21 protein-coding genes are annotated in these 23,169 nt (G+C 64.1%); 11 read left to right on the top strand and 10 right to left on the bottom strand.

From position 1 onward, the window contains the following. Window positions 1-240: 240 nt before the first annotated feature. From V2S85_RS22730 to V2S85_RS22715, 4 genes are all read left to right on the top strand, one after another. A complete protein-coding gene (locus V2S85_RS22730; protein WP_330705084.1) occupies window positions 241-1,236 on the top strand; it encodes a glycosyltransferase in 996 nt (331 codons plus the stop codon). Window positions 1,237-1,251: 15 nt separating this feature from the next. Then, entirely contained in the window at window positions 1,252-2,793 is a 1,542-nt protein-coding gene (locus V2S85_RS22725) for an oligosaccharide flippase family protein (RefSeq protein ID WP_330705083.1), read from the top strand. 107 nt (window positions 2,794-2,900) lie between these two features. After that, window positions 2,901-3,851 carry an aspartyl protease family protein gene (locus tag V2S85_RS22720; RefSeq protein ID WP_330705082.1) on the top strand — a complete coding sequence of 317 codons (951 nt, stop codon included), beginning with the start codon at window positions 2,901-2,903 and terminating at the stop codon, window positions 3,849-3,851. Between the two features lie 73 nt (window positions 3,852-3,924). Then, window positions 3,925-5,745 carry an ABC transporter ATP-binding protein/permease gene (locus V2S85_RS22715; RefSeq protein WP_330705081.1) on the top strand — a complete coding sequence of 607 codons (1,821 nt, stop codon included), beginning with the start codon at window positions 3,925-3,927 and terminating at the stop codon, window positions 5,743-5,745. Window positions 5,746-5,748: 3 nt separating this feature from the next. Here V2S85_RS22715 and V2S85_RS22710 read toward each other — a convergent pair whose 3' ends face one another. The 6 genes from V2S85_RS22710 to V2S85_RS22685 form a co-directional block, all read right to left on the bottom strand. Then, window positions 5,749-6,078: a hypothetical protein gene (locus V2S85_RS22710; protein ID WP_330705080.1), complete on the bottom strand. Its 330-nt coding sequence runs from the start codon at window positions 6,076-6,078 to the stop codon at window positions 5,749-5,751. Between the two features lie 376 nt (window positions 6,079-6,454). After that, the gene (locus V2S85_RS22705) at window positions 6,455-6,655 is read right to left on the bottom strand and encodes a DUF1737 domain-containing protein (RefSeq protein ID WP_330705079.1); all 201 of its coding nucleotides are present in this window, start codon (window positions 6,653-6,655) and stop codon (window positions 6,455-6,457) included. A 117-nt stretch (window positions 6,656-6,772) separates the two neighbouring features. Continuing rightward, window positions 6,773-7,171, bottom strand: coding sequence for a GFA family protein (locus V2S85_RS22700; RefSeq protein WP_330705078.1), 399 nt, complete (start codon window positions 7,169-7,171; stop codon window positions 6,773-6,775). Window positions 7,172-7,282: 111 nt separating this feature from the next. Beyond that, window positions 7,283-8,581, bottom strand: coding sequence for an ATP-dependent protease ATPase subunit HslU (hslU, locus tag V2S85_RS22695; RefSeq protein WP_330705077.1), 1,299 nt, complete (start codon window positions 8,579-8,581; stop codon window positions 7,283-7,285). A 13-nt stretch (window positions 8,582-8,594) separates the two neighbouring features. Continuing rightward, window positions 8,595-9,173 carry an ATP-dependent protease subunit HslV gene (gene hslV, locus V2S85_RS22690; protein ID WP_330705076.1) on the bottom strand — a complete coding sequence of 193 codons (579 nt, stop codon included), beginning with the start codon at window positions 9,171-9,173 and terminating at the stop codon, window positions 8,595-8,597. A 70-nt stretch (window positions 9,174-9,243) separates the two neighbouring features. Continuing rightward, complete coding sequence (locus tag V2S85_RS22685) at window positions 9,244-9,738, bottom strand: outer membrane protein assembly factor BamE (protein ID WP_330705075.1); 495 nt, start codon at window positions 9,736-9,738, stop codon at window positions 9,244-9,246. Between the two features lie 182 nt (window positions 9,739-9,920). Here V2S85_RS22685 and V2S85_RS22680 point away from each other — a divergent pair, with 182 nt between their 5' ends. Together V2S85_RS22680 and V2S85_RS22675 are read left to right on the top strand one after the other, a co-directional pair. Further along, window positions 9,921-10,448 carry a ubiquinol-cytochrome C chaperone family protein gene (locus tag V2S85_RS22680; RefSeq protein WP_330705074.1) on the top strand — a complete coding sequence of 176 codons (528 nt, stop codon included), beginning with the start codon at window positions 9,921-9,923 and terminating at the stop codon, window positions 10,446-10,448. Beyond that, the gene (locus tag V2S85_RS22675) at window positions 10,445-10,978 is read left to right on the top strand and encodes a DUF177 domain-containing protein (protein ID WP_330705073.1); all 534 of its coding nucleotides are present in this window, start codon (window positions 10,445-10,447) and stop codon (window positions 10,976-10,978) included. Before V2S85_RS22680 ends, V2S85_RS22675 begins: the two co-directional genes overlap by 4 nt. Before the next feature lie 95 nt (window positions 10,979-11,073). On the opposite strand, the gene V2S85_RS22670 is transcribed toward V2S85_RS22675, so the two are convergent. Further along, window positions 11,074-11,844 carry a hypothetical protein gene (locus V2S85_RS22670; protein WP_330705072.1) on the bottom strand — a complete coding sequence of 257 codons (771 nt, stop codon included), beginning with the start codon at window positions 11,842-11,844 and terminating at the stop codon, window positions 11,074-11,076. A 112-nt stretch (window positions 11,845-11,956) separates the two neighbouring features. After that, window positions 11,957-13,171 carry a S8 family serine peptidase gene (locus V2S85_RS22665; RefSeq protein WP_330705071.1) on the bottom strand — a complete coding sequence of 405 codons (1,215 nt, stop codon included), beginning with the start codon at window positions 13,169-13,171 and terminating at the stop codon, window positions 11,957-11,959. A 133-nt stretch (window positions 13,172-13,304) separates the two neighbouring features. Here V2S85_RS22665 and V2S85_RS22660 point away from each other — a divergent pair, with 133 nt between their 5' ends. Then, window positions 13,305-13,802: an RNA polymerase sigma factor gene (locus V2S85_RS22660; RefSeq protein WP_330705086.1), complete on the top strand. Its 498-nt coding sequence runs from the start codon at window positions 13,305-13,307 to the stop codon at window positions 13,800-13,802. Then, on the top strand, window positions 13,799-14,602 hold the full coding sequence (locus tag V2S85_RS22655; protein WP_330705070.1) for a transcriptional regulator: 804 nt from the start codon (window positions 13,799-13,801) through the stop codon (window positions 14,600-14,602). The genes V2S85_RS22660 and V2S85_RS22655 overlap by 4 nt, the downstream gene beginning before the upstream one ends. Window positions 14,603-14,620: 18 nt before the next feature. Here V2S85_RS22655 and V2S85_RS22650 read toward each other — a convergent pair whose 3' ends face one another. Beyond that, on the bottom strand, window positions 14,621-15,691 hold the full coding sequence (locus tag V2S85_RS22650) for a glycosyltransferase family 2 protein (RefSeq protein WP_330705069.1): 1,071 nt from the start codon (window positions 15,689-15,691) through the stop codon (window positions 14,621-14,623). Further along, window positions 15,684-16,826, bottom strand: a complete 1,143-nt coding sequence (locus V2S85_RS22645; RefSeq protein ID WP_330705068.1) for a hypothetical protein — start codon at window positions 16,824-16,826, stop codon at window positions 15,684-15,686. The genes V2S85_RS22650 and V2S85_RS22645 overlap by 8 nt, the downstream gene beginning before the upstream one ends. A gap of 160 nt (window positions 16,827-16,986) precedes the next feature. Here V2S85_RS22645 and V2S85_RS22640 point away from each other — a divergent pair, with 160 nt between their 5' ends. From V2S85_RS22640 to V2S85_RS22630, 3 genes are read left to right on the top strand one after another with little or no spacing between them, the layout of a single operon-like run. Then, on the top strand, window positions 16,987-19,167 hold the full coding sequence (locus V2S85_RS22640) for a polysaccharide biosynthesis tyrosine autokinase (RefSeq protein WP_330705067.1): 2,181 nt from the start codon (window positions 16,987-16,989) through the stop codon (window positions 19,165-19,167). Next, window positions 19,157-21,667, top strand: coding sequence for an acyltransferase family protein (locus tag V2S85_RS22635; protein WP_330705066.1), 2,511 nt, complete (start codon window positions 19,157-19,159; stop codon window positions 21,665-21,667). Before V2S85_RS22640 ends, V2S85_RS22635 begins: the two co-directional genes overlap by 11 nt. After that, entirely contained in the window at window positions 21,654-23,141 is a 1,488-nt protein-coding gene (locus V2S85_RS22630) for a lipopolysaccharide biosynthesis protein (protein ID WP_330705065.1), read from the top strand. The genes V2S85_RS22635 and V2S85_RS22630 overlap by 14 nt, the downstream gene beginning before the upstream one ends. Window positions 23,142-23,169: the final 28 nt, after the last annotated feature.

Raw genomic sequence — 23,169 nt, 5'->3', positions numbered from 1 at the left:
TTGCGACCGGGGGAACTAGCTGTCCGTCTGTGTTGGCGACCGTAGCAGAAGCGTGCTCCGCTGCGGTGAAGCGGCCTCTAAGGGGGGCTTCTGATTCGGTCAACACCGTTTTTGAAAAAATCTCAAAGAACCCCTCCAAAGGCTGGACTGGCACCCTCACACCCTTTCTTTACCATGCGCGGCCTAAGCCCGCCTTCGAACCGGCGCCGTGCGCGCCTATGAAAAGAGTGCCGTAGAATCATGCCGACCCCGGCGATCAGCGTCGCGATGAGCGTCTATAATGGCGATCGCTTCCTTGCGTCCGCCATAGAGAGCGTGCTTGCGCAGGACTTCGTCGACTTCGAGTTCCTGATTCTCGACGATGGCTCCAGCGATGGCTCAGCGGCCATCATTCGCGATTATGCACGGCGCGATCCGCGTATTCGGGCAAGGCTGCGCGAAAACCGCGGGCTGGTGGCCAGCCTGAACGAACTGATCGAAATGGCCCGGGCGCCCATCGTCGCCCGCATGGACGCGGACGACATCTGCCGGCCTGACAGGTTCGGGAAGCAGTTCGCATTCCTCCAGACCCATCCGGATTATGGCGTGGTCGGCAGCTGGAGCGAGGACATCGGCGAGGCGGGCGAGCAACTGGTCCGCAGCGGCGCCGATCACCCCGAGACCCATGAGCAACTGCTCGCCGCCATCGAGGCAGGCGGCCAGTTGATTTGCCATCCCGCCGTCATGTATCGCCGCGACGTCGTCCGCTCGGTGGGCAGCTATCATGCCGCGTTCCGCCACTGCGAAGATCTCGACTTGTGGCTGCGGCTGTCCAGCATCACCCGGCTCGGCAACATCCCCGAACGGCTGCTGCGCTATCGACGCTATCCGGGACAGGTTTCGTCCCGTCATGCCACCGAACAGCAGATCGGCACCGCCGTCGCGCAAGTCGCATGGCGGGAACGGGCTGCAGGCAGGCCCGATCCTACCGCGCAGCTCGATCGCCTTCCACCCATCGCCGATCTCGATGCGCTGTTCGGGCGCCCCGGCATAGCGCGGCAGGTCCGCGAACAGGTGGCGATGGGGCTGCTCTATTCCGCCAGCGCCATGCGCGATGAAGGCTTCGATCTGCTGGTGAGGCACTTGCGCGAGGGAGGACGGCGCGATGGCATGTGGCGTACCGTCGTACGGCTGCTGCGCTTCGGCGAGCCACGACGGGCCCTTCGCCTGGCCGCGACCCTGACCACCTGCGGATAAGTCTGACCCAATCGCATGTCCACGCGGACCGACAATCCGGATACGCCATCCGCCGACCCGAGCGCTTCCGACTCCGGCCGGGGCAGCGGCAGCGTCAAGTCGGCTGCGCTCTGGGCCGCAGCGAGCCAGTATACCCAGTTCATCATGCAGTTCGCGACCTCCGTCATCGTCTCGCGCTTCTTCCTGAAGCCAGAGGAGATCGGCCTGTTCTCGGTCGCACTGGCAGCGGCGATGATCCTTTCGGTCATCCAGGACTTCGGGCTTACCCGCTACCTTGGCCGGCATCCGACCGCCGACGAGGACACCGTGCGGCATTGCACCGTGATCGCGGCGGCGTTCTCGTTCGTGCTCGCCGCGCTGATCCTGGCGATCGCCTGGCCGGTGGCACGCTTCTATGCCGAACCCCGACTGTTCCCGATCCTGGGGCTGATCGCCGGATCCTACCTGCTCAACCCCTGGAGCATCGTGCCGGTGGCACTGCTGTCGCGCCGGCTCGACTTTCGGGGCACCTTCATCGTCAACGCCGCCGGATCGACCGCCAACAGCGCCTGTGCCCTCACGCTCGCCGCACTCGGCTTCTCGGCCGAATCGCTGGCCTGGGCGATGATTGCGCAGGCCGGTGTCCGCGCGGTCGCGGCCCAGGTGCTGCGCCCGACGCCGCCCAGCCTCCATGTCCGCTTCGAGCGTGCCCGCGAAATCATCGGCTTCGGGTCCGGCAGCGCGGTGCTCTACCTATCGGGTGGAATCGGCATGCGTACGCCCGACCTGATCGTGGGGCGCATGCAAGGGATGAGCGCGGCGGGCCTGTTCAGCCGCGGCGTCGCCCTCGCCTCCCAGTTGCACTACCTCGTCGCGGGAGCGGTGGGCTCGATCTACTATCCCACGTTCGCGCGGCTGCGCGACGAGGGCAAGGATCTGGGCCCCTACTACGAGCGGGTCGTCGCCGCGCACGGCGCGATCGTGTGGCCGGCGATGGCGCTGCTCGCGGTCCTGAGCGAGCCGGTGATCCTGCTGCTCTACGGCCCCGGCTGGGCGGAGGCCGCGCCGCTGCTCGCCCTCGTGGCAGTGGCCGAGTGCTGCTTCGTCGCCCTGCCCCTGCACATGGACCTGCCGATCCTGCTCGGCAGGCTGAGGCAACTGCTGTGGTTCAACCTTGCCGACACCGCGCTGTCGGTCGGCACGCTGGCGATGGGCGCGGCGATCGGGGTCGAGGCCGCAGCCGCATCCCGGCTGGTCTACGGGCTCGGCTGGTTCTGCCTCTATGCCTTGTGGCTGCAGCGCCTGGTCGGCTTCAGCTGGAAAGCGGCCCTCAGAATCTATGCCGCCAGCGCGGGTGTCGCACTGGTGACCATCGCGCCGGCGGTGCTGGCGGTCACGGTCTGGCGCACGCCGCAGACGCTGGGCTTCATCGGCCTCGCCGCGACCGGCCTCGCATCCGGGCTTGCGTGGCTGGCAGCGATAGCCATGTTGCGCCATCCATCGCGCGGCGATCTCGCCGGCATGGCGGTGCATGTCACCACGCCCTTGCGCGCCCGGTTGCGCCGCCGTCCGGTCTGATCGCCGGCGGGGGCCCGGCACTGTTTCACATGGTGTTCCACGCGCCGTGGTGCTATCATCACCCCCTATGAAAAGCGCGGCGCACCGAACCGCGCAAGGAGGGATCGATGTCAGGCCTCAGCATGGCGCTGGCGATGCTTATCGCCAATCCCGTAATCCTCGGGGCGACACCCGCGCCGCTGTCCCAGGGAACGGAAACCGCCGTACCGAAGGATGGCGCGCCGGCATTGCAGGGCGATGCCGACATGCATTCACGCATGACGATCGATGTCGCGGTCCAGGGCATCGGCCCTTATCGCTTCCTCATCGACACCGGATCACAGCGCACCGTCGTCTCCACCGCGCTGGCGGGTTCGCTGGGCCTGGCGCCGGGGCCGCAGGTCCGGGTCGTCGGCATAGCCGGCGCCCATGACGTCGCCACCGCCGAAGTCGATACCATCGCCATCGGCCCACGCGCGTTTCACGACCTTACCGTACCCCTGCTCGAACGCGCGCATATCGGCGCCGACGGCATCCTGGGCACCGACAGCTTCCAGCACCAGCGCGTGCTTCTGGACTTCACCCGCAACACCATCGCGATCGGCGATCCGGCCGAAACCGGCGGCACGCGCGGTTTCGAGATCGTGGTGCGGGCCAGGCATCGCTCCGGTCGCCTCATCCTGACCGACGCGCTGATCGACGGCATCAAGACCGACGTGGTGATCGATACCGGGGCAAGCGGGACCGTGGGCAACCGCGCGTTGCAGCAAGCCCTGGCCGAGCAGAGGGGTGCGCGCCGCAATCGCCCGGCATCGCCCCTGCCAGCCCCTCTCAGGGGCGCACTGTCGAGCGTTACCGGGCATGAACTCCCTGTCGACCTGGAAGTCGCCGACCGGCTGGAACTGGGCCGCATGGGAATCGGCAACGTCATCATCGCCTATGCCGACGCGCCGGCCTTCGCCGAGCTGAAACTTCAGCATCGCCCGGCGATCTTCCTGGGCATGCGCGAACTGCGGGCGTTCAAGCGGGTCGCCATCGACTTTTCGAGCCGCAAGGTGCTGTTCGACCTCGCGCAATGACGGGCGCGCGATTGCATCACGTCATCGACGATTGCCCGATTGTTTCGCGGCGACGAAACCCTAAATAGCGTCGATGCCTCCCGAGACCGCCGTTCGAGATCCCGCCGCCCGCCATGACGGCTGGCATACGCTGCTGCGTTTCCTGCCCTACCTGTGGCCGCGGGACAATCCGGCGCTGCGCTGGCGCATCGTCTGGGCCTGCGTATTCATCGTGCTGTCGACCGCGACTCAGCTGGTCCTGCCTTACCTGATGAAGTGGGCGGTGGACCTTATGGGGACCACCGGCCCCAGGCTGGTCCAGCTGGCGATGCTGATGGTGCTCGGCTACGCGGCCGGGCGCCTCGCGCAGACAGCGTTCGACAATCTGCGCAACATCGTGTTCGAGCGGGTCGGGCAGGACGCCACCCGCGAACTGGCCGAGAACGTGTTCGGCCAGTTGCACCAGCTGTCGCTGCGCTTCCACCTCGCGCGGCGCACCGGCGAGGTCACCAAGACGATCGAACGCGGCACCAAGAGCATCGACACGATGCTCTACTTCATGCTGTTCAACATCGCCCCCACCGTGCTGCAACTGCTGGTGGTCGCGGTGATCTTCTACGTCAATTTCGGCCCCGGGCTGGTGATCGCCACCGGAGTCGCCATCGCCGCCTACATCTGGGTCACGCGCGTCATCACCGAATGGCGTACCAAACTGCGCGAGCAGATGAACCGGCTGGATGGGCAAGCGCTCGCCCGCGCGGTCGATTCGCTGCTGAACTACGAGACGGTGAAATATTTCTCCGCCGAAAAGCGCGAGGAGGAACGCTACGCGCAGGCCACGCGCGCCTATGCGGTGGCGGCGGTAAAGAGCGAGAACTCGCTCGGCATGCTGAACATCGTGCAGGGCATCGTCATCAACCTGTTGATGGCCGGGGCGCTGGCCTGGACGGTTTACGGCTGGTGGCGCGGGAACTACACGGCGGGCCAGCTGGTGTTCGTGCAGACCTACCTGACCCAGCTGTTCCGGCCGCTCGACATGCTCGGCATGGTCTATCGCACGATCCGACAGGGCCTGATCGACATGGCGGAGATGTTCCGCCTGCTCGACACCGAAGTCGAAGTGCCTGACGCGCCCGGGGCACCGGCACTGGCGGTGCGCCAGCCCTCGATCGTCTTCGACGACGTCGTGTTCGGCTATGAGCCCGACCGGACGATCCTGCACGGGCTCTCGTTCGAGGTGCCGGCGGGGCAGGCCTTCGCCATCGTCGGCCCCTCGGGCGCCGGCAAGTCCACGATCGCGCGGCTGCTGTTCCGGTTCTACGATCCTTTGTCCGGCCGGATTCTGATCGACGGGCAGGACATCCGCCAGGTAACCCAGGCCTCGCTACGCGCCGCTATCGGCATCGTGCCGCAAGACTCGGTGCTGTTCAACGACACCATCGGCTACAACATCGGCTACGGCCGCGACGGCGCCGGCCCGGACGAGGTCGAGGCGGCAGCGCGCGGAGCGGCGTTGATGGGCCTGATCGACCGGCTGCCGCAGGGCTTCGCCACGGAAGTGGGCGAGCGCGGGCTCAAGCTTTCCGGCGGCGAGAAGCAGCGCGTCGCGATCGCCCGCACGTTGGTGAAGAACCCGCCGATCCTGATCCTGGATGAGGCAACCAGCGCGCTCGACACCCGCACCGAGCAGGATATCCTCGCGACGCTGCACCGGGTGGCGGAGCATCGCACCTCGCTCTCGATAGCGCACCGCCTCTCGACGATCGCCGACGCGGACCGCATTCTGGTGCTGAATGAGGGACGTCTCGCAGAAAGCGGAACCCACGCGCAACTCCTGCGCCGCGACGGCCTCTACTCGGAAATGTGGGCGCGCCAGGCGGCGGAAGCGGAAGCGATGATCGAGGCGGCGGAGTAGGCCTCAGTATCCGGAGGCCTTGCATAGGGCTTCCAGCTTCTGCACCTGCGGGTGATCCTCGCCATATTGCTTGCGGTAAAGCGGGCGGTTATCGCATGCCTGCTTCTGGAATTCCGGGCTTCCGGGCGCAGGCCGCGTGTCAGGTGCCGCGCTGGCGACCTGCGCGGGCTCTGCTTCCTTGCCGTGCTGTCGGCGCGTCTCGGCTTCCATGCGCGAGCGCTGGAAAATCCCCTCGGCGGCCTGCCCGGGGGAAATGATCGGCACGATATCCTGCGCCGCGGCAGGTGCAGCGAGAATTGCCAGGGCCAGCGGGGCGACCGTCTTGGGGACCATGTCGTTCTTCCGGTTACTGCATCGGCTTAGGCCTACCTAGCATCCCGATGCCGCTCCGCCGGGCAACCGAAAACCCCGCAGGCCGTGCCGCAATCGCGGCGAACCCACCATTCAGCGGCTGGGAACCTGTCAAAGGGTCATGGGTTCCTCAACAGGAGCGTTCATGCTGAGGAGTTTCGATTCGATGCGGCCGTGCTTTTCCGGTCTTGGTGTACTTGCGCTGGCGGCGGCCCCGCTGGCCGCGATCCCCGTCGCGCTTCCTGCCAGCCCGGCGCATGCCCAGAACGAACTTGTGCAGAGTGGGCAGCCGCAGCTGAACAGGCAGCCGGTCGAATCGGTGCCTGCAATCTCAGCCTTGGTCCGTCGATAACCGGGCTTATTTCACCACGTCAGCCTCATGCCAGACGACGGCCTGCGCCGCCTTCATGCAGTTCTCCGCCGTGTCCCACGCCAGCGACGGTGAGCCGTAAAGCCTCCACCCCTGCGCCAGCGCCTCAGATACCCGCTCGCAAAAAGCGCGGTCATCCGCGCCGGTGAGCAGTCGATAGACGGGACGATCTTCCGGGGTCTGGTACATAAAGGCATCTCTCTCCAACCAAGCTCAGATGCCTAGCCATTCCAGCCCCGCAGGCAAGTCCATAGCAGCGCAATCCACCTGCAAAACGCGGCGACGGCGCCGTGCTGCAGCTATGACTTATCCGGGATAGCGCGCGAATTCGGGCAAGCTGGCAATGTCAGCCATCCAGTCCACGCGTTCGGCGACCTGGATGTGCGCCTGCGGAGGGAGTTCGGCGGGTTCATCGAGCGAAGCCACCTGGATATCGACCAGTCCCGGCAGCGCCGCCTCGTTCACATAGTAGAGCCCCGTCCCGCAGGTGGGGCAGAAATGGCGCACGGCATCGCCATTCGAACTGTAGCGGGCGGGCGCACCGAGAGTCAGTGCGAAGCCTGCCGCCGGATAAGCCGCCCACGCCATCAGCGGCGCGCCGGAAGACCTGCGGCAATCCACGCAATGGCAGAACGCGACATGAGCCGGCTCCCCCGACACCTGATAGCGAACCGCACCGCACTGGCATCCTCCTGCAAGCGTCATCCTGATTCTCCTTCGCGGGGAACCTATCCGAACCACAAGAACATTCAAGGAACAAATAAGGGGCGCGAACGCAACCGTCCGCGCCCCTTCATTCTGCAAGGCCTGTGGCGCTCAGAGGATATACTTCGACAAGTCCGCGTTGCCGGCAAGGCCTTCCAGCTTCTGGCGCACATAGGCCTCGTCGATCGTGACCGTCTCGCCCTTGCGGTCCTCGGCCTCGAAGCTGAGTTCCTCGAGCAGCTTTTCCATGACGGTCTGCAGGCGGCGGGCACCGATGTTCTCGACCGTCTCGTTCACCAGCGCAGCGATGCGGGCGATCTCGCCGATAGCTTCGGGAGTGACTTCGACAGTGACCTGTTCGGTGCCCAGCAGCGCCTTGTACTGCGCGATGAGATTGGCGCGCGTTTCCGACAGGATGCGCACGAAGTCCGCCTCGCTGAGTGCCTTGAGTTCGACGCGGATCGGCAGGCGGCCCTGAAGTTCGGGCAGCATGTCGCTCGGCTTGGCGACGTGGAAGGCGCCGCTGGCGATGAACAGGACATGATCGGTCTTCATCGGGCCGTACTTGGTGGCGACGGTCGTGCCCTCGATCAGCGGCAATAGGTCGCGCTGCACGCCCTCACGGGAAACCGAGCCGCCGCGCACGTCGGAAACGGCGATCTTGTCGATCTCGTCAAGGAAGACGATGCCGTTGTGCTCGGCATTCGCCAGCGCGACGCGGGCAACGTCGTCTTGGTCCAGCCGCTTTTCCGATTCCTCGTCGACCAGCTTGTCCCAGGCGTCGGGCACTTTCATCTTGCGGCGCTTCATGCGCTGGCCGCCCAGCTTGCCCATGATGTCCCCGAGATTGATCATGCCGACCGATCCGCCCATGCCGGGAATCTCCATCGGCCCGGACGGCGCATCCTCGACCTCGATCTCCACCTCGGTGTCGTTCATCGCGTTCTCGGTGATACGCTGGTGGAAAGCGGCCCGCGTCGCTTCCGAGGCTCCGTCGCCGACCAGGGCGTTGAGCAGTCGGTCCATCGCCGCCTTGCTGGCCGCTTCACGCACGGATTCGCGGCGGCGCTCCTTCTCGATGCGGATCGCTTCCTCGACGAGATCGCGCGCGATCTGCTCGACGTCGCGGCCGACATAGCCGACTTCGGTGAACTTGGTGGCCTCTACCTTGACGAAGGGTGCATCGGCCAGCTTCGCCAGGCGGCGGCTGATCTCGGTCTTGCCGCAGCCCGTCGGGCCGATCATCAGGATGTTCTTGGGAGTCACCTCGTCGCGCAGATCCGCGTCGAGGCGCTGACGGCGCCAGCGATTGCGCAATGCGACGGCGACGGCCTTCTTGGCCTCGGCTTGGCCGATGATATGCGCATCGAGTGCGGCGACGATCGCCTTGGGCGTGAGAGTGTCGTTCATGGAATTGTTCGCCTCAGACGGTCTCGACCGTCACGCGGTCGTTGGTGAAGACGCAGATGTCGGCGGCGACCTGCATGGCCTTGCGCGCGATGGTCTCGGCATCGGTCTCGTAGGCATCGATCGCCCGGGCGGCGGCAAGCGCATAGTTGCCACCCGAACCGATCGCTGTGATCTGGCTGTCACCGCCAGCCGCGCCCTCGGGCTCGAGCACATCGCCGTTGCCGGTGAGTACCAGCAGGGTGTCGGCGTCGGCGACGATCATCAGCGCCTCGAGGTTGCGCAGGTACTTGTCGGTGCGCCAGTCCTTGGCCAGTTCGACGGCGGCGCGCATCAGTTGGCCGCGATACTGCTCCAGCTTGCGCTCGAGGCGTTCGAACAGGGTGAAGGCATCGGCAGTGGCACCGGCGAAACCGGCGATGACCTTGCCGCCTTCCCCGATGCGCCGGACCTTGCGGGCGTTCGGCTTCATCACCGTATTGCCCATGGAAACCTGGCCATCACCGGCGATGACGGTCCTGCCGCCCTTGCGTACGCCGATGATGGTCGTTCCGTGCCACTGGATAAGGCCGTGGCTCGCCCCGTCGTTGTTCATGAGCGCGGATATATGCCGCGCCCCGCATCAATCAAGTCGCGCCGTTGACGACACGGAACAGCGCCGGGCCTCAGCTGCCGTTCGGACCCGGACCGGTCGCGGTGCCAGTACCGCCCATGCCGCCGGCGCCAACCGCGCCGATGTTGCCGAACAGGTCTTCCAGCAGGCTGCGGTGACGGCCCAGCGTCGGGGTGGTATGCCCGTCCGCATCGATCCGCGCGACTTGCTCCATGCCGCGCTTGTCGACGCCGACCACGTTGCCGGCCGGATCGAAGCGGACACGCAGGACCGTCTGGTCGTCCGTGCGCGGCTTGCGGAAGGGCGGGGTCTTGACCTGCTGCGAAACATAGTACCAGTCCTTCTGGCCGAACTGGCTCTCGAACGTCGGGCGGCCGAGAGTCTTTTCCACCGAAGTGCGGTTGTCGATTCCGGGCTGCACCGAATCGAGCAGCGCCTGGTCGATGAGGTAACCGCGATGGTCACGGATCGACGTGCAGCCGCCGACCAGCGTGGCCACAGCCAGCACGAAGCCCGCTGCCGCGACCTTGAGACCCACCTTGCGCATTTCAACACTCCAAACCGTAGGATGGATGCGACGGCCATTGCCAGCCACGCCCATACCCATATATCGCCTGACGGCCTTACGGCCCCGAAAGCGCCCGCGCAATGGGCGTTGGCGGTAGCCGCTTGAATTGCCGCTGAATGAACGTCCCGACCCAAGCCCTACAGGAAAGGCCTGATGCCATCGTGTCCCTGATCTCCCGCCTCCTCGGCAAAAGCCCGGATTCGCGCGAAGTGGTCCGCCCGCTGTGGCACCGCATCGTCGAAATCGCGCGGGAAAAGCCCTGGTATGCCGAATGCGGCGTCGCCGATACCGTGCCCGGCCGCTTCGATACCGTGACGCTGGTGCTGGCGTTGGTCCTGCTGCGCATGGAGCGGGACAAGGTGTCCGACGACAGGCTCATCAACCCTTCGGTCCGCCTGACCGAGTTGTTCGTCGATGACATGGACGGCCAGTTGCGCCAATCGGGCGTCGGCGACCTGGTCGTCGGCAAGCGCATGGGCAGGCTGATGAGCGTGCTGGGCGGCCGCATCGGCGCCCTGCGCGAGGCCCTGCCCGAAGATGACGCGGCCCTTGCCGCGGCCCTCCAACGCAACGTCACGCTGGTCGAAGGAGCACAGGCCGGACGCCTCGCCGCCCGCGTCCGTGCGCTTCACGCCGCGATAGATGCCCTTTCCAACGACGACCTGCTCGCAGCGAGGATCGCCCGATGACCCCCGAATTCTCCCGCCTCTTCGACGTCCGCCAGATCCAGGGCAAACACGTCACCCTCACCCCCAACGAGGCCGAGCGCGCGGCACTCGCGGTCCGCTTCGGGCTGGTGCGGATCGACACCCTCGTGGCGGAACTGGACCTTGCCACCGCCGACCGCGACGGCGGCTTCCTGGTCGAGGCGCGCGGCACGCTTGCCGCCGCGATCATCCAGCCCTGTGCGGTCTCGGCCGAGGATCTGCCGGTCACCATCGACGAGCCGCTATTCTTCCGCTTCGTCCCGCGCATCACCGAGTACGAGCCCGACGAGGAAATCGAGCTGACTGCCGACGAACTCGACGAGATCGAATACGATGGCACGCATATCGACCTGGCCGAAGCCGTCGCACAGAGCCTGGCACTGGCGATCGACCCGTTCCTTACCGGTCCCGAGGCGGACGCCGCGCGAAAGGCCGCCGGTATCGGCACGCCCGAAGACAGCGGCCCCTTCGCCGCGCTCAAGGGCCTGAAGCTGGGCGGGAACGGGGACTGACCGCGCTCGGGGGCGAATCCTGCACGCGAATGCGCCCCCGGGAGCGAGTGGCTCTCCCGGGGGCGCACCGGCCACGACGTTGCGTGTCGTGACGCTTACTGGTCGCCGCTGGACGTCCCCACGCCGAGGCTGGCCGAACCGCTGACCCCGCTGCGGGAAGCCGAGCCGCTGCCCGAACCTGTGGCCGTGGCGCTGCGCTTGCCAGCCTGCGCGGCAGCCGAGCCGTTGCCGGAGCCGCTGGCCGAGCTGTCAGCCAGACCGCTGGCGGCGTCGCGCGCCTTGCTTCCAGTGGCCTGCGCCGCATCGGTGGCGGCGGAGCGCGCGCCCTGAGCGGTGCTGGCAAGCTGCGAGGTCGCGCCAGATGTGTCCGGCAGGGTGCCCGAACCCGTCAGGCTACCGTTGCCCGAACCGCTGGCGCCCGCGCCGTTCAGCGCACCCGCAGCCGATCCCGTGCCGGCGCCGGTCGCCGAAGCGCTGCCCAGAGCCGAGCGGGCGGAGCCAGCAAGGCCGCTCGCCTGCGAACGCGCACCCTGCGCCGCGCCGCTGACCGCCGACGTATCAGGTGCCTGCACCGAAGGCGTGGTCACCGACTTCTTCGCGCGGCCACTCCCCCGGCCCTCAGCCCCGGAGGAAACGCTGCGACCGGCACGCGAGGCGCCGATGTCTCCCGCACCATCGACCGTACCGTCGATCGAGCTGCCGACGCCGCCGATGGTGCCCCCCAGCGAGCCGCCGAGGCTACCGCCCAGACCGCCTCCAAGGCCGCCGCCGCCCAGCAACTGGGCATTGGCCGTCCCCGGCAGGGCGACAAGCGCGAGCGTCGCGCCAAGCGTGGCGAGCGCGGTTCCGAAAGCGAACTTCTTCATGGGTCTTGCTCCTTTCCTTGCATCGTTGCCCCCGTCGGGGGTGTCTGATGAAAGGAACGGATGGCCCTGCAGCTTTCATCCGCAGCCGATGCGATTTTTTTGAAATATTCCTTCAGAGACCCGAACGGCATATATTGCACAGGACGCCGCGACCGGTCCGCGACCGCCCTTTCAGCGCCTCGGCATCGAGCGCGCGCGAGGCCTTCTCCATATTGCCCAGCGCCGTCAGCCGCGCCGCCATCCGCGAAGCCGCCAGCGGTGCGGCATAGGATGTCCCGCGCAGCGAAACGCGCCCCTTGCCCGGCACCAGCGCGGACATGTCGGCCCCCGGCGCGGCATAGTCGAGATGCGCGGCCCGGCCCGCCTCGATCAGCACGCGCCCGGCCCCGTCGATACCCGTGACCGCAAGCACGCCGGAATAGGAAGCCGGGTAAGCCGGAGGCGCGGCAGCACCATCGTTACCCACCGCCGCAACGATCACCATGCCCTTTCCCCGTGCCGAGGCCACGGCCCGCGCCAGCAACGGGTTCGCCGGGCCGACGAGGCTCACCGAGACCACCGGCACGCCCTGCCCCTGCATCCAGCCGAGCGCCCGCGCGATCGCCAGGGCATTGCCGCCTGCCGGATCGTCGCCGTAGACGTCGGCACCGTAGATTCGCGTCGTACCGGCGCCCGCAAGCAAGGACGCGATCGCACTCGCATGATCGCTGGCCCGCGGCGCACCGGCGGCAAAGCCGCGCTGGGCCGCGACACGCCCGGAGCCTGCGATACCTCCATCGATGATGCCGACCGTCCCGCCACGCGGCAGCGGCGCCGACGGCGCGTCCTGACGCCCGCCTGCATTGGGAGTACGGCCGGAGCGGAAATGGATCTGGTCCGCCGTGACTTCCCGGTCCGGCACCGCCTTGCGCAAGGCCTCCACCGCCTTGGCCAACGGCATGCCCGAGGGCGTGGCGAACCGGGCATAAGCGACACCAAGCCCCTCGATCTCGCTTTTTTCCAGCAAAGCGAAGCCCGCCCGGCGCGCGGTCTCGATCGACGCCGCATCGGGATCGAGCAGCAGGACTTCGCCGCGAACGGCAGGCTGGCGTTTCTCGTCCCACTCCACCGTGTCGCCATGTTCAGCCACGAAGTCCGCCAGACGGCGAACCCGCTCGCGCGCCAGTGCACGCACATCGCGAAGAACCGCGCCAGCGGGATCCGCCACCGGAGCGACTATATCCCCCACCGCCTCGCGGACTCGGCCAACGGTTTCGGGCAGGTCCACGGGCAATCCACCGCCGAGACCACCGCCCAGTTGCGCCGCCACCGGCGCGGAAGCGGTCATGGTCGCCATTACCAGCGAAATCAGAAGAATGACGGTTCGGCACTTCATGGAACGATCCGATAGCAAAAATTCATGGCGCTCGGGGATGAAACGCGGCAGTCGAACCGTTTCATCCTGCGGACATGACATTTCGATGAGCACAGACCGCTTCTGCGAAGACCTGACCGCCCTGCTGCCGCGCCTGCGGCGGTTTGCGCGTGGCCTGACGCACGACGCCGCCGATGCCGACGACTTGTGCCAGCAGACGGTCGAGCGCGCGCTAAAGTCCCGCCAGTCCTGGCAGGACGGTACGCGGCTCGACGCATGGGTATACAGGATAATGCGCAACCAGTGGATCGATGAAGTCCGGGCCAGGACCAGACGCTCGCAGACCTTCACAAGCGCGGAGGAAGGCGCCAACGTCGGCGGCAGCGATGATCGCGCCGCCGAGAACCTGGTCGAACTGGGCAACGTAGGCCGCGCTCTGGCGCGCCTGCCGGAAGACCAGCGCGAGGCGGTCATGCTCGTCCTCGTCGAAGGCTTCGCGTACAAGGAAGCTGCTGAAATCATGGGCGTGCCGCAAGGCACACTGACCTCTCGCCTCGGGCGCGGGCGCGAAGCACTGCTGCGCGAACTGGGAGAAATCGCATGAGCGTCACTGACGAAGAATTCGCCGCTTATGCGGACGGTGAATTGGCGGGGCCGGACGCCGACCGCATCGCGGCCGCCATCGCCTCGGACCCTGCCCTTGCGGCGAGACTGGATGCCGAATGCCGCCTGCGCCAGACGCTCCACGCGCATTTCGCCCCGGTCACGGCAGAGCCGGTGCCAGAGCGCCTGACATTGCCGATCGTGGCGGCAGCCGCCGAGCCTGCGGAGCAGCGAATGACGGACAGTCAGACCCGTGAAGCCGGCGCCGCCCCCGCTACCTCGGCCCGCATCTTCGACCTCGCCAGCGCGCGAGTACGGCGGAATGTCGAGAATCTCCCCAGGCGGCGCCCGTCCTGGTCGGGGAGCTGGACCACCGGCATCGCCGCAGCCGCCGCGCTTGTCCTGGGCATCGCCCTGGGCACGCAGGTGCAACAGGAAGACGCGAAGCTGACGCCCGAAGGTACCCTGCTTGCCACCGGCCGTCTCGCCAAGGGGCTGGAAACGCGGCTCGCCGCGGATGTAGACGCGAAAGACTTGCGAATCCTCGCGAGTTTTCAGCGCGAAGGCGGAGGATATTGCCGCGTCTACGCTGCCGGTCGGTCATCCGGCATCGCCTGCAGGGAGTCCCCTGGCTGGGTATTGGAGCGTACGACGACCGGCGATACCGGTCAGGCCGGTACCTACCGCCAGGCCGGATCGGCACAGGCGGAACTCATGGGGGCAGCGCAGGACATGGCGGCAGCGCCTCCTCTCGACGCCGCTCAGGAACGCGCCGCGCGCGCGCGAGGGTGGGGGAAGTAGGGTGCCTCGCGGCGCCTTTCATGCGACGAACATCGTGCGATCCTGAACTGCGCCGTCGGCAGGTTCGAAACGGAGCGGCCCCGGCGCCTCCTGCGGTCGGCGTTGGTCCAGCGCCTCCGACAGGAAGCCCAGCGACCATCCCGCATGCATGATGATCGCAGCCACCCCGGCCGCCGCATCACACCGGCACCCGCTGCGGTATCCCAGCAAGGCCCCGAAGACCAGGGACACCGCCAGCCAGCATGCCATGGGCAATGCCAGCAGCAATGCAGCACCATTCCATGCCGAGAATGCGATCCCGCTCAATCCCGCCGCAATCGCGGGCGCTACTGCCAGCGGAAGAGCCTGTCGCAGCTTGACCGGAGCCGGGTGACGCCGAAGATTACGGGCGCGACCCTTGCCATAATTGCGATACTGCCGGAACAGCGCCGCCATCGAACTTCTGGGATAATACGTGATCGCTGCAAGAGGCTCCAGCCAGATGCGGCCGCCCGCCGCAAGCAATCTGCGATCAAGCTCCGCATCCTCGTTCGCCGCGAAATTTTCGTCGTAGCCACCCACGGCCATGAAGAGTTCGAGATCGAACAGCGCATGGTGCCCGTGATCGACCCATCGCCCCGGGCCGAGATGCCTGTGCGGTGCCCCGCCAGTCCCAAGCACCGAATTCTGCGCAGCCGCGGCGGCCTTCTGGAAGCAAGCGCTGCCCCGCGTGACCATCGGTACGACGACCGAAGTCGCCCGCATCCCGCCGGCTGCCAGCCGCAAGCGCTCGACAAACCGGACCGGGTATCCGGCATGGGCATCGATCCGCACCAGCCATCGCCGGCCAGCCCCATACCGACGCGCGGCAAGATTAACACCGGCGCTTTGAATCCGTTTGGGATTGTCGAGCAAGACGAGGTTCGAATGCCTTGCGGCCAACGCCTCCACCAGTTGCGGACTGCGATCTTCGCTGCCACCATCCGCTACGACGATCAGTGCCCCCCGGGCATCGGCCAGCAAGTCGGTGAGAAGCGCAGACAAATGCTCTTCTTCGTTGAGACAAGGCACGACGATGAGGACGTCGGTGTCATCCCAGGCATCAGCCATTCGGCGGCCCCAGGATAGCCTGCACGATCACACGGCGTTCTTGCGGGGTCTGATACAGCACATCCTTTGCAAGTCCGGCGATAGCGGCCTGCATTCGGTCGAATTCCCGCCGCTTCAGCGCATTCAACCGAAGAGGCAACTGCGCAAGCGGGTCGTCGATGAGCAGGCCGACTCCATTCCGCTCGAGCCAGCGGCCGGTCTCCACATTACGCAGCGCTATCGGCACCACGCCACGCGCCAACCCCTCGTAAAGTCGATTCGGTAGCAGCCAGTCGGAATTGAACCCTTCCTCGAAATAATCGATGGCCCACACGAAATCGACTTCCGCGTAGAGACGCCCGATGTCTTCCGCCCGGTAAGGGCCGAGATATCGCACACCGGGATGACCGGAAATCTCTTCAGCGAAGTCCCCGAACTCGGCCGGGCTGGGAATTCCCGCGATGACTACCGTGATACGCCCTGCGGACTGACTGGCCAGCAGGAGCAGTTGTTTCAGAGTCCTGCGACAGCGCAGCATTCCGAACCAGCCTATCACGTAGGGTGCGCTATGGTCCGAGAGCCGTATGACGGCAGGCAAGGCGCCGCGCTCATCCGGCACCTTGTTCTCCACCAGCAGCACTCGGCCCGTGCGCCCCTGACGCGCTCCGAAATAGTGACGCGCGAACGCTGGCGAACTGACGATCACAAGATCAGTGTGCGCCAACATTCGTCGCTCTATCCATCGCATCAGGCGCGAAACCAGGCCTGTGCCGAGCATGATGCGATGGATGTCGAGGCATTCGTACACCAGCCTTTGCCCCGGACCGCGCACACGCCACCCCAGCACCAGCATTTCGAGATTGCGCGCCAAGATGACACCAGTGTCGTCGCACAGGCTGCGGACCGCTCGCGACACGAAAAGATGCCTGAGCACAGCCATTGCCCGCTGCGCCAGACACCCATCCCGGGTACCGCCCAGATCGATGGCATTTGCACGCCGCATATCGATGCGATCTTCGGCGCGCCTGCGAAACCCCCCGACGTCCACCGCAATCCCTTCCCCCGCCAGCAGATCGATACGCCGACGTACCGCTGCATCGCCAAGGTCATGCACAAGATAAGCGACCCGCGCCGCACAGATTTGATCCGAATCCATCCAAAAAACCCAAAACTTCCTCTCAAACGGAGTGAGATTTTGTTCCCAGCGCGGAAGCGCATCGGCATTACACCTAAGGGCATAAGATTGCGGGAAATCGGAATTTTGTATGAACAACAATATTGCTCAATATTTATATAATCCTATTTGGAGATATTAGGTGAAACACAGGAAATTCGGCATTATTTCCGATGAGGTATTGCCGGATTCCGCAGTACGAATATTGCCCGATGCTTCCGTGATCGCAATGATCGTCTTCCGAAGGCGCTGGCTGCTATTGGGTGCCTTCACGCTGACGGTCGCCTTGGCAGCGTCACTGTTGGCGCTGCTGCCGAGAACCTACACTGCAACCGCAGCGCTTCTGCTCGAACCGCGAGAGACAGAGCCAGTCAAAGTTAATGATCGCGGCTTCGTTGCCCCTGCCGACGACAACCTGATCGATACTGCCGTGCAGATCATCCGATCGCCGATGCTGACGCTGGATGTCGTGCGCGGCCTCGACCTCGCAGACACGGCCGAATTCGGCGGCGGCAAACCGGATGCCTTGGCGAGCAAGTCCGCCGAAACATACGTACCGGTCGTCGATCGTGAACGCCGCGCCGCGCGCACCCTGCTCGCGAACAGCTACGCAAAACGCGTCGGGGTCACCTACCTGATCGAGATTTCCGCCTCGTCGATTGATCCGAAACGCGCCGCCCTCATCGCCAATGCTTTAGCGCGTCGCTACATCGACCTCGATACGGCGAAGAAGAGATCACGTAATACGCAGGCCGCACACTACGTCCAGAGCCAGGCCGCCGCGCTGCGACGTCAAGCCGTATCCGACGATGCCGCCCTTCAGGCCTATATGATCCGCAACAACCTGATGAGCGCCCAGGGTGCCACCATGGCCGAGCAGGAAGTCTCCGAACTCAACCGCCAGATCGCCGATGCACAGGCGCAACTCGCGGAACAGCGTGGCAAACTGGGGACTGCCCAATCGCAGATTGCCAGGGGAGGCGGCGGCGCCGACATCGGCACCGCCCTCGCCTCCGAGACCGTACGGCAATTGCGCCAGCAGGAAGCGCAGGCCAGCGCCCGGCTCGCACAGCTCGACGCCCGCTACGGATCGCTGCACCCCGATGTCGTCGAGGCCAAGAACGAACTGGCCGACGTTCGAGGGCAACTGGCTGCGGAGCTTGCCCGGATCGTGTCTGGCCTACGCGGTGATGTGCAGATCGCGGAATCGCGTCTCGGCTCCCTAGAGATGAGCCGCGCACAAGCCAAGGGCGCGCTGGCTCAGAACAATTCCGCGCAGGTGGGGCGCCTCGAACTGGAGAGGCGCGCGGAAGCGAGCCGCGCAATCTACAACGCCTATCTGACACGGGCCAAGGAAACCGCACAGGCGGGCGCGTTACCCAATGCGGATGCCAGTATTGCATCGGTTGCCCCCGTGCCCAACGTACCTTCTTCGCCCAACTACGCCCTTGGCGCTCTCGCTGCATTGGGCACCGCGCTGGTCGCCGGCTTCGCGACCATCGCACTGGCAGAATATCTCGAAGGCACCGTCGCGACGCGGGGAGACATCGAGATCGAACTCGGCGCGATTTACGCAGGCGCAATCCCGACACTCAATTCCGCCACGCGATCGAAAGCGGTAGGCATCACGCCTCAGGACTACGTTACGATGCGGCCAATGTCGCTCTTCACGGAAAGCATACGCAATCTAGCGACCTACCTTGGTTTGTCCTCCGGAGGAAATTCCACCGTCGTCACGATCACTTCGCCCCTGCCCAGGGAAGGAAAGTCCACGACTTCCATGTGCCTTGCCCGGACACTTGCGATGGGCAAGCGTAAAGTCGTGCTTGTCGATGCCGACGTACGACATCATTCGACGTCAGACGCATTGGCTCCGAACCGGGTGAGCGAAGGGCTGTTCCGGGTTCTCGACGGTACGGAACCGATCGAGCGCGCTCTCACTGCAGACGATCGAAGCAGCCTGCAAATTCTCACCACACTGGGTCAGTCGAGCCCGGACGATGTCATCACGCAAGAAGCTCTGGCAACGTTGATCGCCAATCTGCGGGCTCGCTTCGACATCGTGGTGATCGATTCCGCACCGGTCCTGGGCGTTGCCGAGACCCGGCTGGCGGCGCAACTGTCCGACATCACCCTGGTGGTCGTCCGTTGGCGCAAGACGCCCGCAAAAGCGGTCCGCACCACACTCGATCTACTGATCCAGAGCGGCAGCAAGATCGGCGGCGTCGCTCTAAGCTTAGTGGATATCAAGGAATTCGCCAGTGCCGGACTGACCGATGCATTCGGCTACTACAAGAAGTTCAAGGGCTACTATGTCGACTGAAAAGCCGCTTGAAGGACGCCTTATCGCCTTCGATACCCTCCGAGGCGTGGCGGCTTTCGCCGTCGTCTTCTACCATCTGCGCACACTTGGACCGATCAGCACTCTTCCATCGTGGGGCAGATTCTTCGGCAGCGGCTATCTTGCCGTAGACCTCTTTTTCATCCTCAGCGGCTTCATCATTCCCCACGCCTACGGAGCCCACCTCGCTCAGGCAATGACTGTGCGCGAATTTCTGATCGCCAGAATCATCCGGCTACAGCCAATGATGGCGATCGGGACATTGCTGGGGGCTTTCCTAGCGCTCGTCCAGCGGGCCACAGGCAGCGCTGATGCGCCCGGAATTCTCGCTATTGCAACAGCCCTGCCCCTCAACATGGCAATGTTGCCCGACGTATTGTTCCCCTGGGGCATATTCCTGTTCAATCCGCCCGCATGGTCATTATTCTACGAGCTGCTGGCGAATATGGTGTTCGCTCTATCCATTCGATACTTACCGTCCCCGAAGCCAATCAGGTTTGGAAGCAACATCACTCTGGCCGTCGTCTGCCTGGCCAGCGGTCTGGGCATCGCGCATTCCGCATTCGAACCGGGTGGTCTGGACCGAGGCGTAATCCTTGCCGACTGGTCGGTCGCATTGTCACGCATCAGTTTCTCATTCACATTCGGCGTACTGCTTCATAGCACTCAAGAATACTGGCAACCTCGCGTATCGCGAGTTCCGCTTCCCTTGCTGATGCTTTCTTGCATCACCTTGCTAGGTGCGAATCCGAGCACGACATGGCGGGCGGCGTACGACCTGGCCTTCATCACAATCGCCTCGCCTCTTTTGCTGATGCTGGCCACCGGCACAGGGCCCTCCCCCTTTTTCGGTCGGATTGGAGCGTGGCTTGGCATGATCTCCTACCCGCTCTACGCAGTTCACGCACCGATCAAGCACATGATCGAAGCTCTCCGTCTGCCCAATGCCGCTCTGTCGTTTGCAGTCGCGCTGACCATCGCGATAGTCGTTGCATGGCTCGCCGCGCGAATCGAGCCAAGGCTGCAATCACTTCTGGCAGTCCATCTTAAACGGTCTTCAAGCGGGCACGACCGCCGCATCTCAGGCACCCGCCGCATATCGGGTGATTCATGGGAAAACTGCGTGCGAGGCAGTAGGAAAATCGCCCCCGTCGCATCGTCCCACGTTCCGGATCCAACTGATCTCGATCCAGGTGACACGGTGACAGCCAAGGGCGGCACAGCCGATGGAAACGACATATCCAAAGGCAATGTCCTTTTCGTGAGTCGGCAACGCATGATCGGCAGGATCAATGGCAGCAGCGCGTATCTGATCGATTTGGCCACCGCCGTCCGCAACGCCGGATTTACGCCACATCTCCTTCAACCGTCGCCAAACCTCATGGGACGCTGGCCCATCATGCGCCTGCGCCGCGAGATGGCCATATTCGAAAGCCACGCCATTCGCGGAGTCTTTCGGCATGCCGATTGGGTAGTTTCACGCGATCCTCGCGTCTTCCTCGATGCCGTCAGATGCGTGCTGTCACGACTGGTGCGCCGTGCAGGCTGCAAGGTGAAATGGTTTGACGACCGCCCTTATCCTTACTCCATCGCAGCGCCATGGGAGGAAGCAGACCGTACCTATGTCCGCAAGGCAGCACCGTATGCCAACATCGTAATTGCCGATTACGCATTTCAGGCCGAAGCGTTCGATCAACTACCCGACCGCCCCACCGCAATCGTGATGCACGACCTTTTTCATCGCCGTGATCCTGGGGCCCAAAAACGCGATTCGGTTGCGCAACTCGGCCGCGAGGATGAAATCGCTCTGCTTTCAAAAGCAGATGCAGTGATCGCCATACAGTCGGAAGAAGCACGGTTCATCACCGAATATGTCTACGGCGCGCAACCGATCCTGACGCCCATGGGCATGCGTCCAGTGAGCGCCGCACAACCTGGAATACCAAATCGCCTGCTATTCGTTGGTAGCAATACAGCCCCGAACGTCATCGGGCTCGAGTGGTTTTTCGATAATGTCTGGCCGCAAGTTAGAGAACATGTACCAGACATGCGGCTGGACGTGGCCGGAACGGTTGCTGCAGCATTCTCCCGCTCGCCTCATTCCGGTGTGATCTTTCATGGGCTGGTGAACGATCTCCACTCGCTTTATTCCGATGCAGCCGTGGTAATTGCACCTTTGACCTTCGGGTCCGGCCTCAAGATTAAACTCGTCGAGGCGCTGGCATACGGCAAGGCCATCGTCGCGACGAGCATCACGCTTCAAGGGATCGAACGCGAATGTGCAGACGCGGTGATACAAGCAGATGATGCCGGGCATTTTGCTCAGGCGATCATTTCCCTGAAAGACGATCATGATCGATTGAATTTGGCAGAGGCCGCGCTTGATGCCGCGCGTAGATACTTTTCACCGCAGGCTTGCCACGCGGAATTTTCCATTTGGCTGGAGAACTGCAAGCCAACTCGAGCGCATGCTCAACCCTGACCTCGTGACCAACCCGCCACCCCACATCGCAAAGCCGTTGCTATGGAGCACATTCTCCAGCCTCGGCACGCAAGCGCTGTCTTTTCTGACATTCGCCATTCTTGCGCGCCTGCTCGGCGCTCCCGCATTTGGCTTGGTTGCGCTCGCGGCGCTGGTGATCGACCTGTTCCTCATCGTCAGTAGCGTGGGCATCGGTGAAGCCGTAGTGCAACGCAAAGTTCTCAATGACGTCGAGGCAGACACCGCGTTCTGGATCAATCTCGGCTCGGGTTTAGTATTCTGTTCCATCACGGTAGCCACAGCACCCTTGATCGCAGGACTGTTCGGCCAACCGCAACTCCAACCGATAGTTACGGCGTTGGCCGCCATTTTTGCCATCACACCTCTAGGTGCGATACATAGCGCACGCCTCACGCGCGCGCTCCAGTTTAAATCGATAGCCTTGCGGAACATCGCCGCCTCTATAGCCGGAGCGGCGGTCGGCCTGCCTCTGGCGCTTGCAGGCTGTGGCGTCTGGGCTCTTGTAGGCCAGCGGATCGCGGCTGCTTGCGCAACGGTTATCTTTGTCTGGGCCAGTAGTCGATGGTACCCACGAATGCGCTTTGAATGGCGTACATGCAGTCAATTGATCCGCTTCGGTGGCTACATCGGCCTTTCTGGCACCCTGAACCAGATCAACATTCGTAGCACGGAAATTATTTCCGGCGCGCTTGTAGGCCCTCTCGCCGTCGCTTTCATACGTGCGGGATCGCGGATCGCAGAAGTCATCAGTCAGATAACCTACACCCCATTTCAGCAGATTGCCATGCCTCTGCTCGCCCGTACAGCAGCGGATCGGGATGCTCTCAAGGAGACGTATCTTAAATTGAGTCGTCTTTCGGCTTTTATCATGTTCCCCACATTTATGGGGATCTTCGCCGTGGCACCGCAAATCGTTGCGCTAATCTTCGGGCCGGACTGGGCATTGGTAGCCGACGCTATTCGTATTTTTACATGCGCCGTCGTCGCTTCCCAAATCAACAACCTGATTATCGCTGCTTTGGCCTCGGTCGGAGAATCTCGAACTGTGCTGTCGTGGACAACCGTCCAGATCGTGCTCGGAGGAACCGCAGCCGTCGCCGTTCACCGCTGGGGCTGGCAAGCCATGCTGATAGCCGGCGTGCTTCGCGGCTATCTTATTATACCATATGGATTTTTCTTGCTTCGCAAATATGTGGGCGTTTCTCTGCGAGAAGTCGCCAGAACTTTGAGACCCGCCCTAACCAGCACGGCGCTGATGGTATTAGTGTTACTCACGGGAATCCGTGGCTGTCCGCCGCCGTGGACCGACCTTGCCGTCATGATAGTATGGTTGCCTGTCGGTATAGCGCTTTATTTATGTTCATACATATGCCAAGATCGCAAGACCATCGAACAAATAATGACAATTTATCGCTTATATTTCTTAAATAAAAATCTTCGACGGGAGAGATGATCGAGAATTATTCAACATAACTCAGATT

Origin of the sequence: Novosphingobium resinovorum (genome assembly GCF_036352595.1) — a bacterium.
In the GTDB taxonomy this organism is placed as follows: Bacteria; Pseudomonadota; Alphaproteobacteria; order Sphingomonadales; family Sphingomonadaceae; genus Novosphingobium; species Novosphingobium resinovorum_B.
This window is presented reverse-complemented; position numbering and strand designations above follow the sequence as displayed.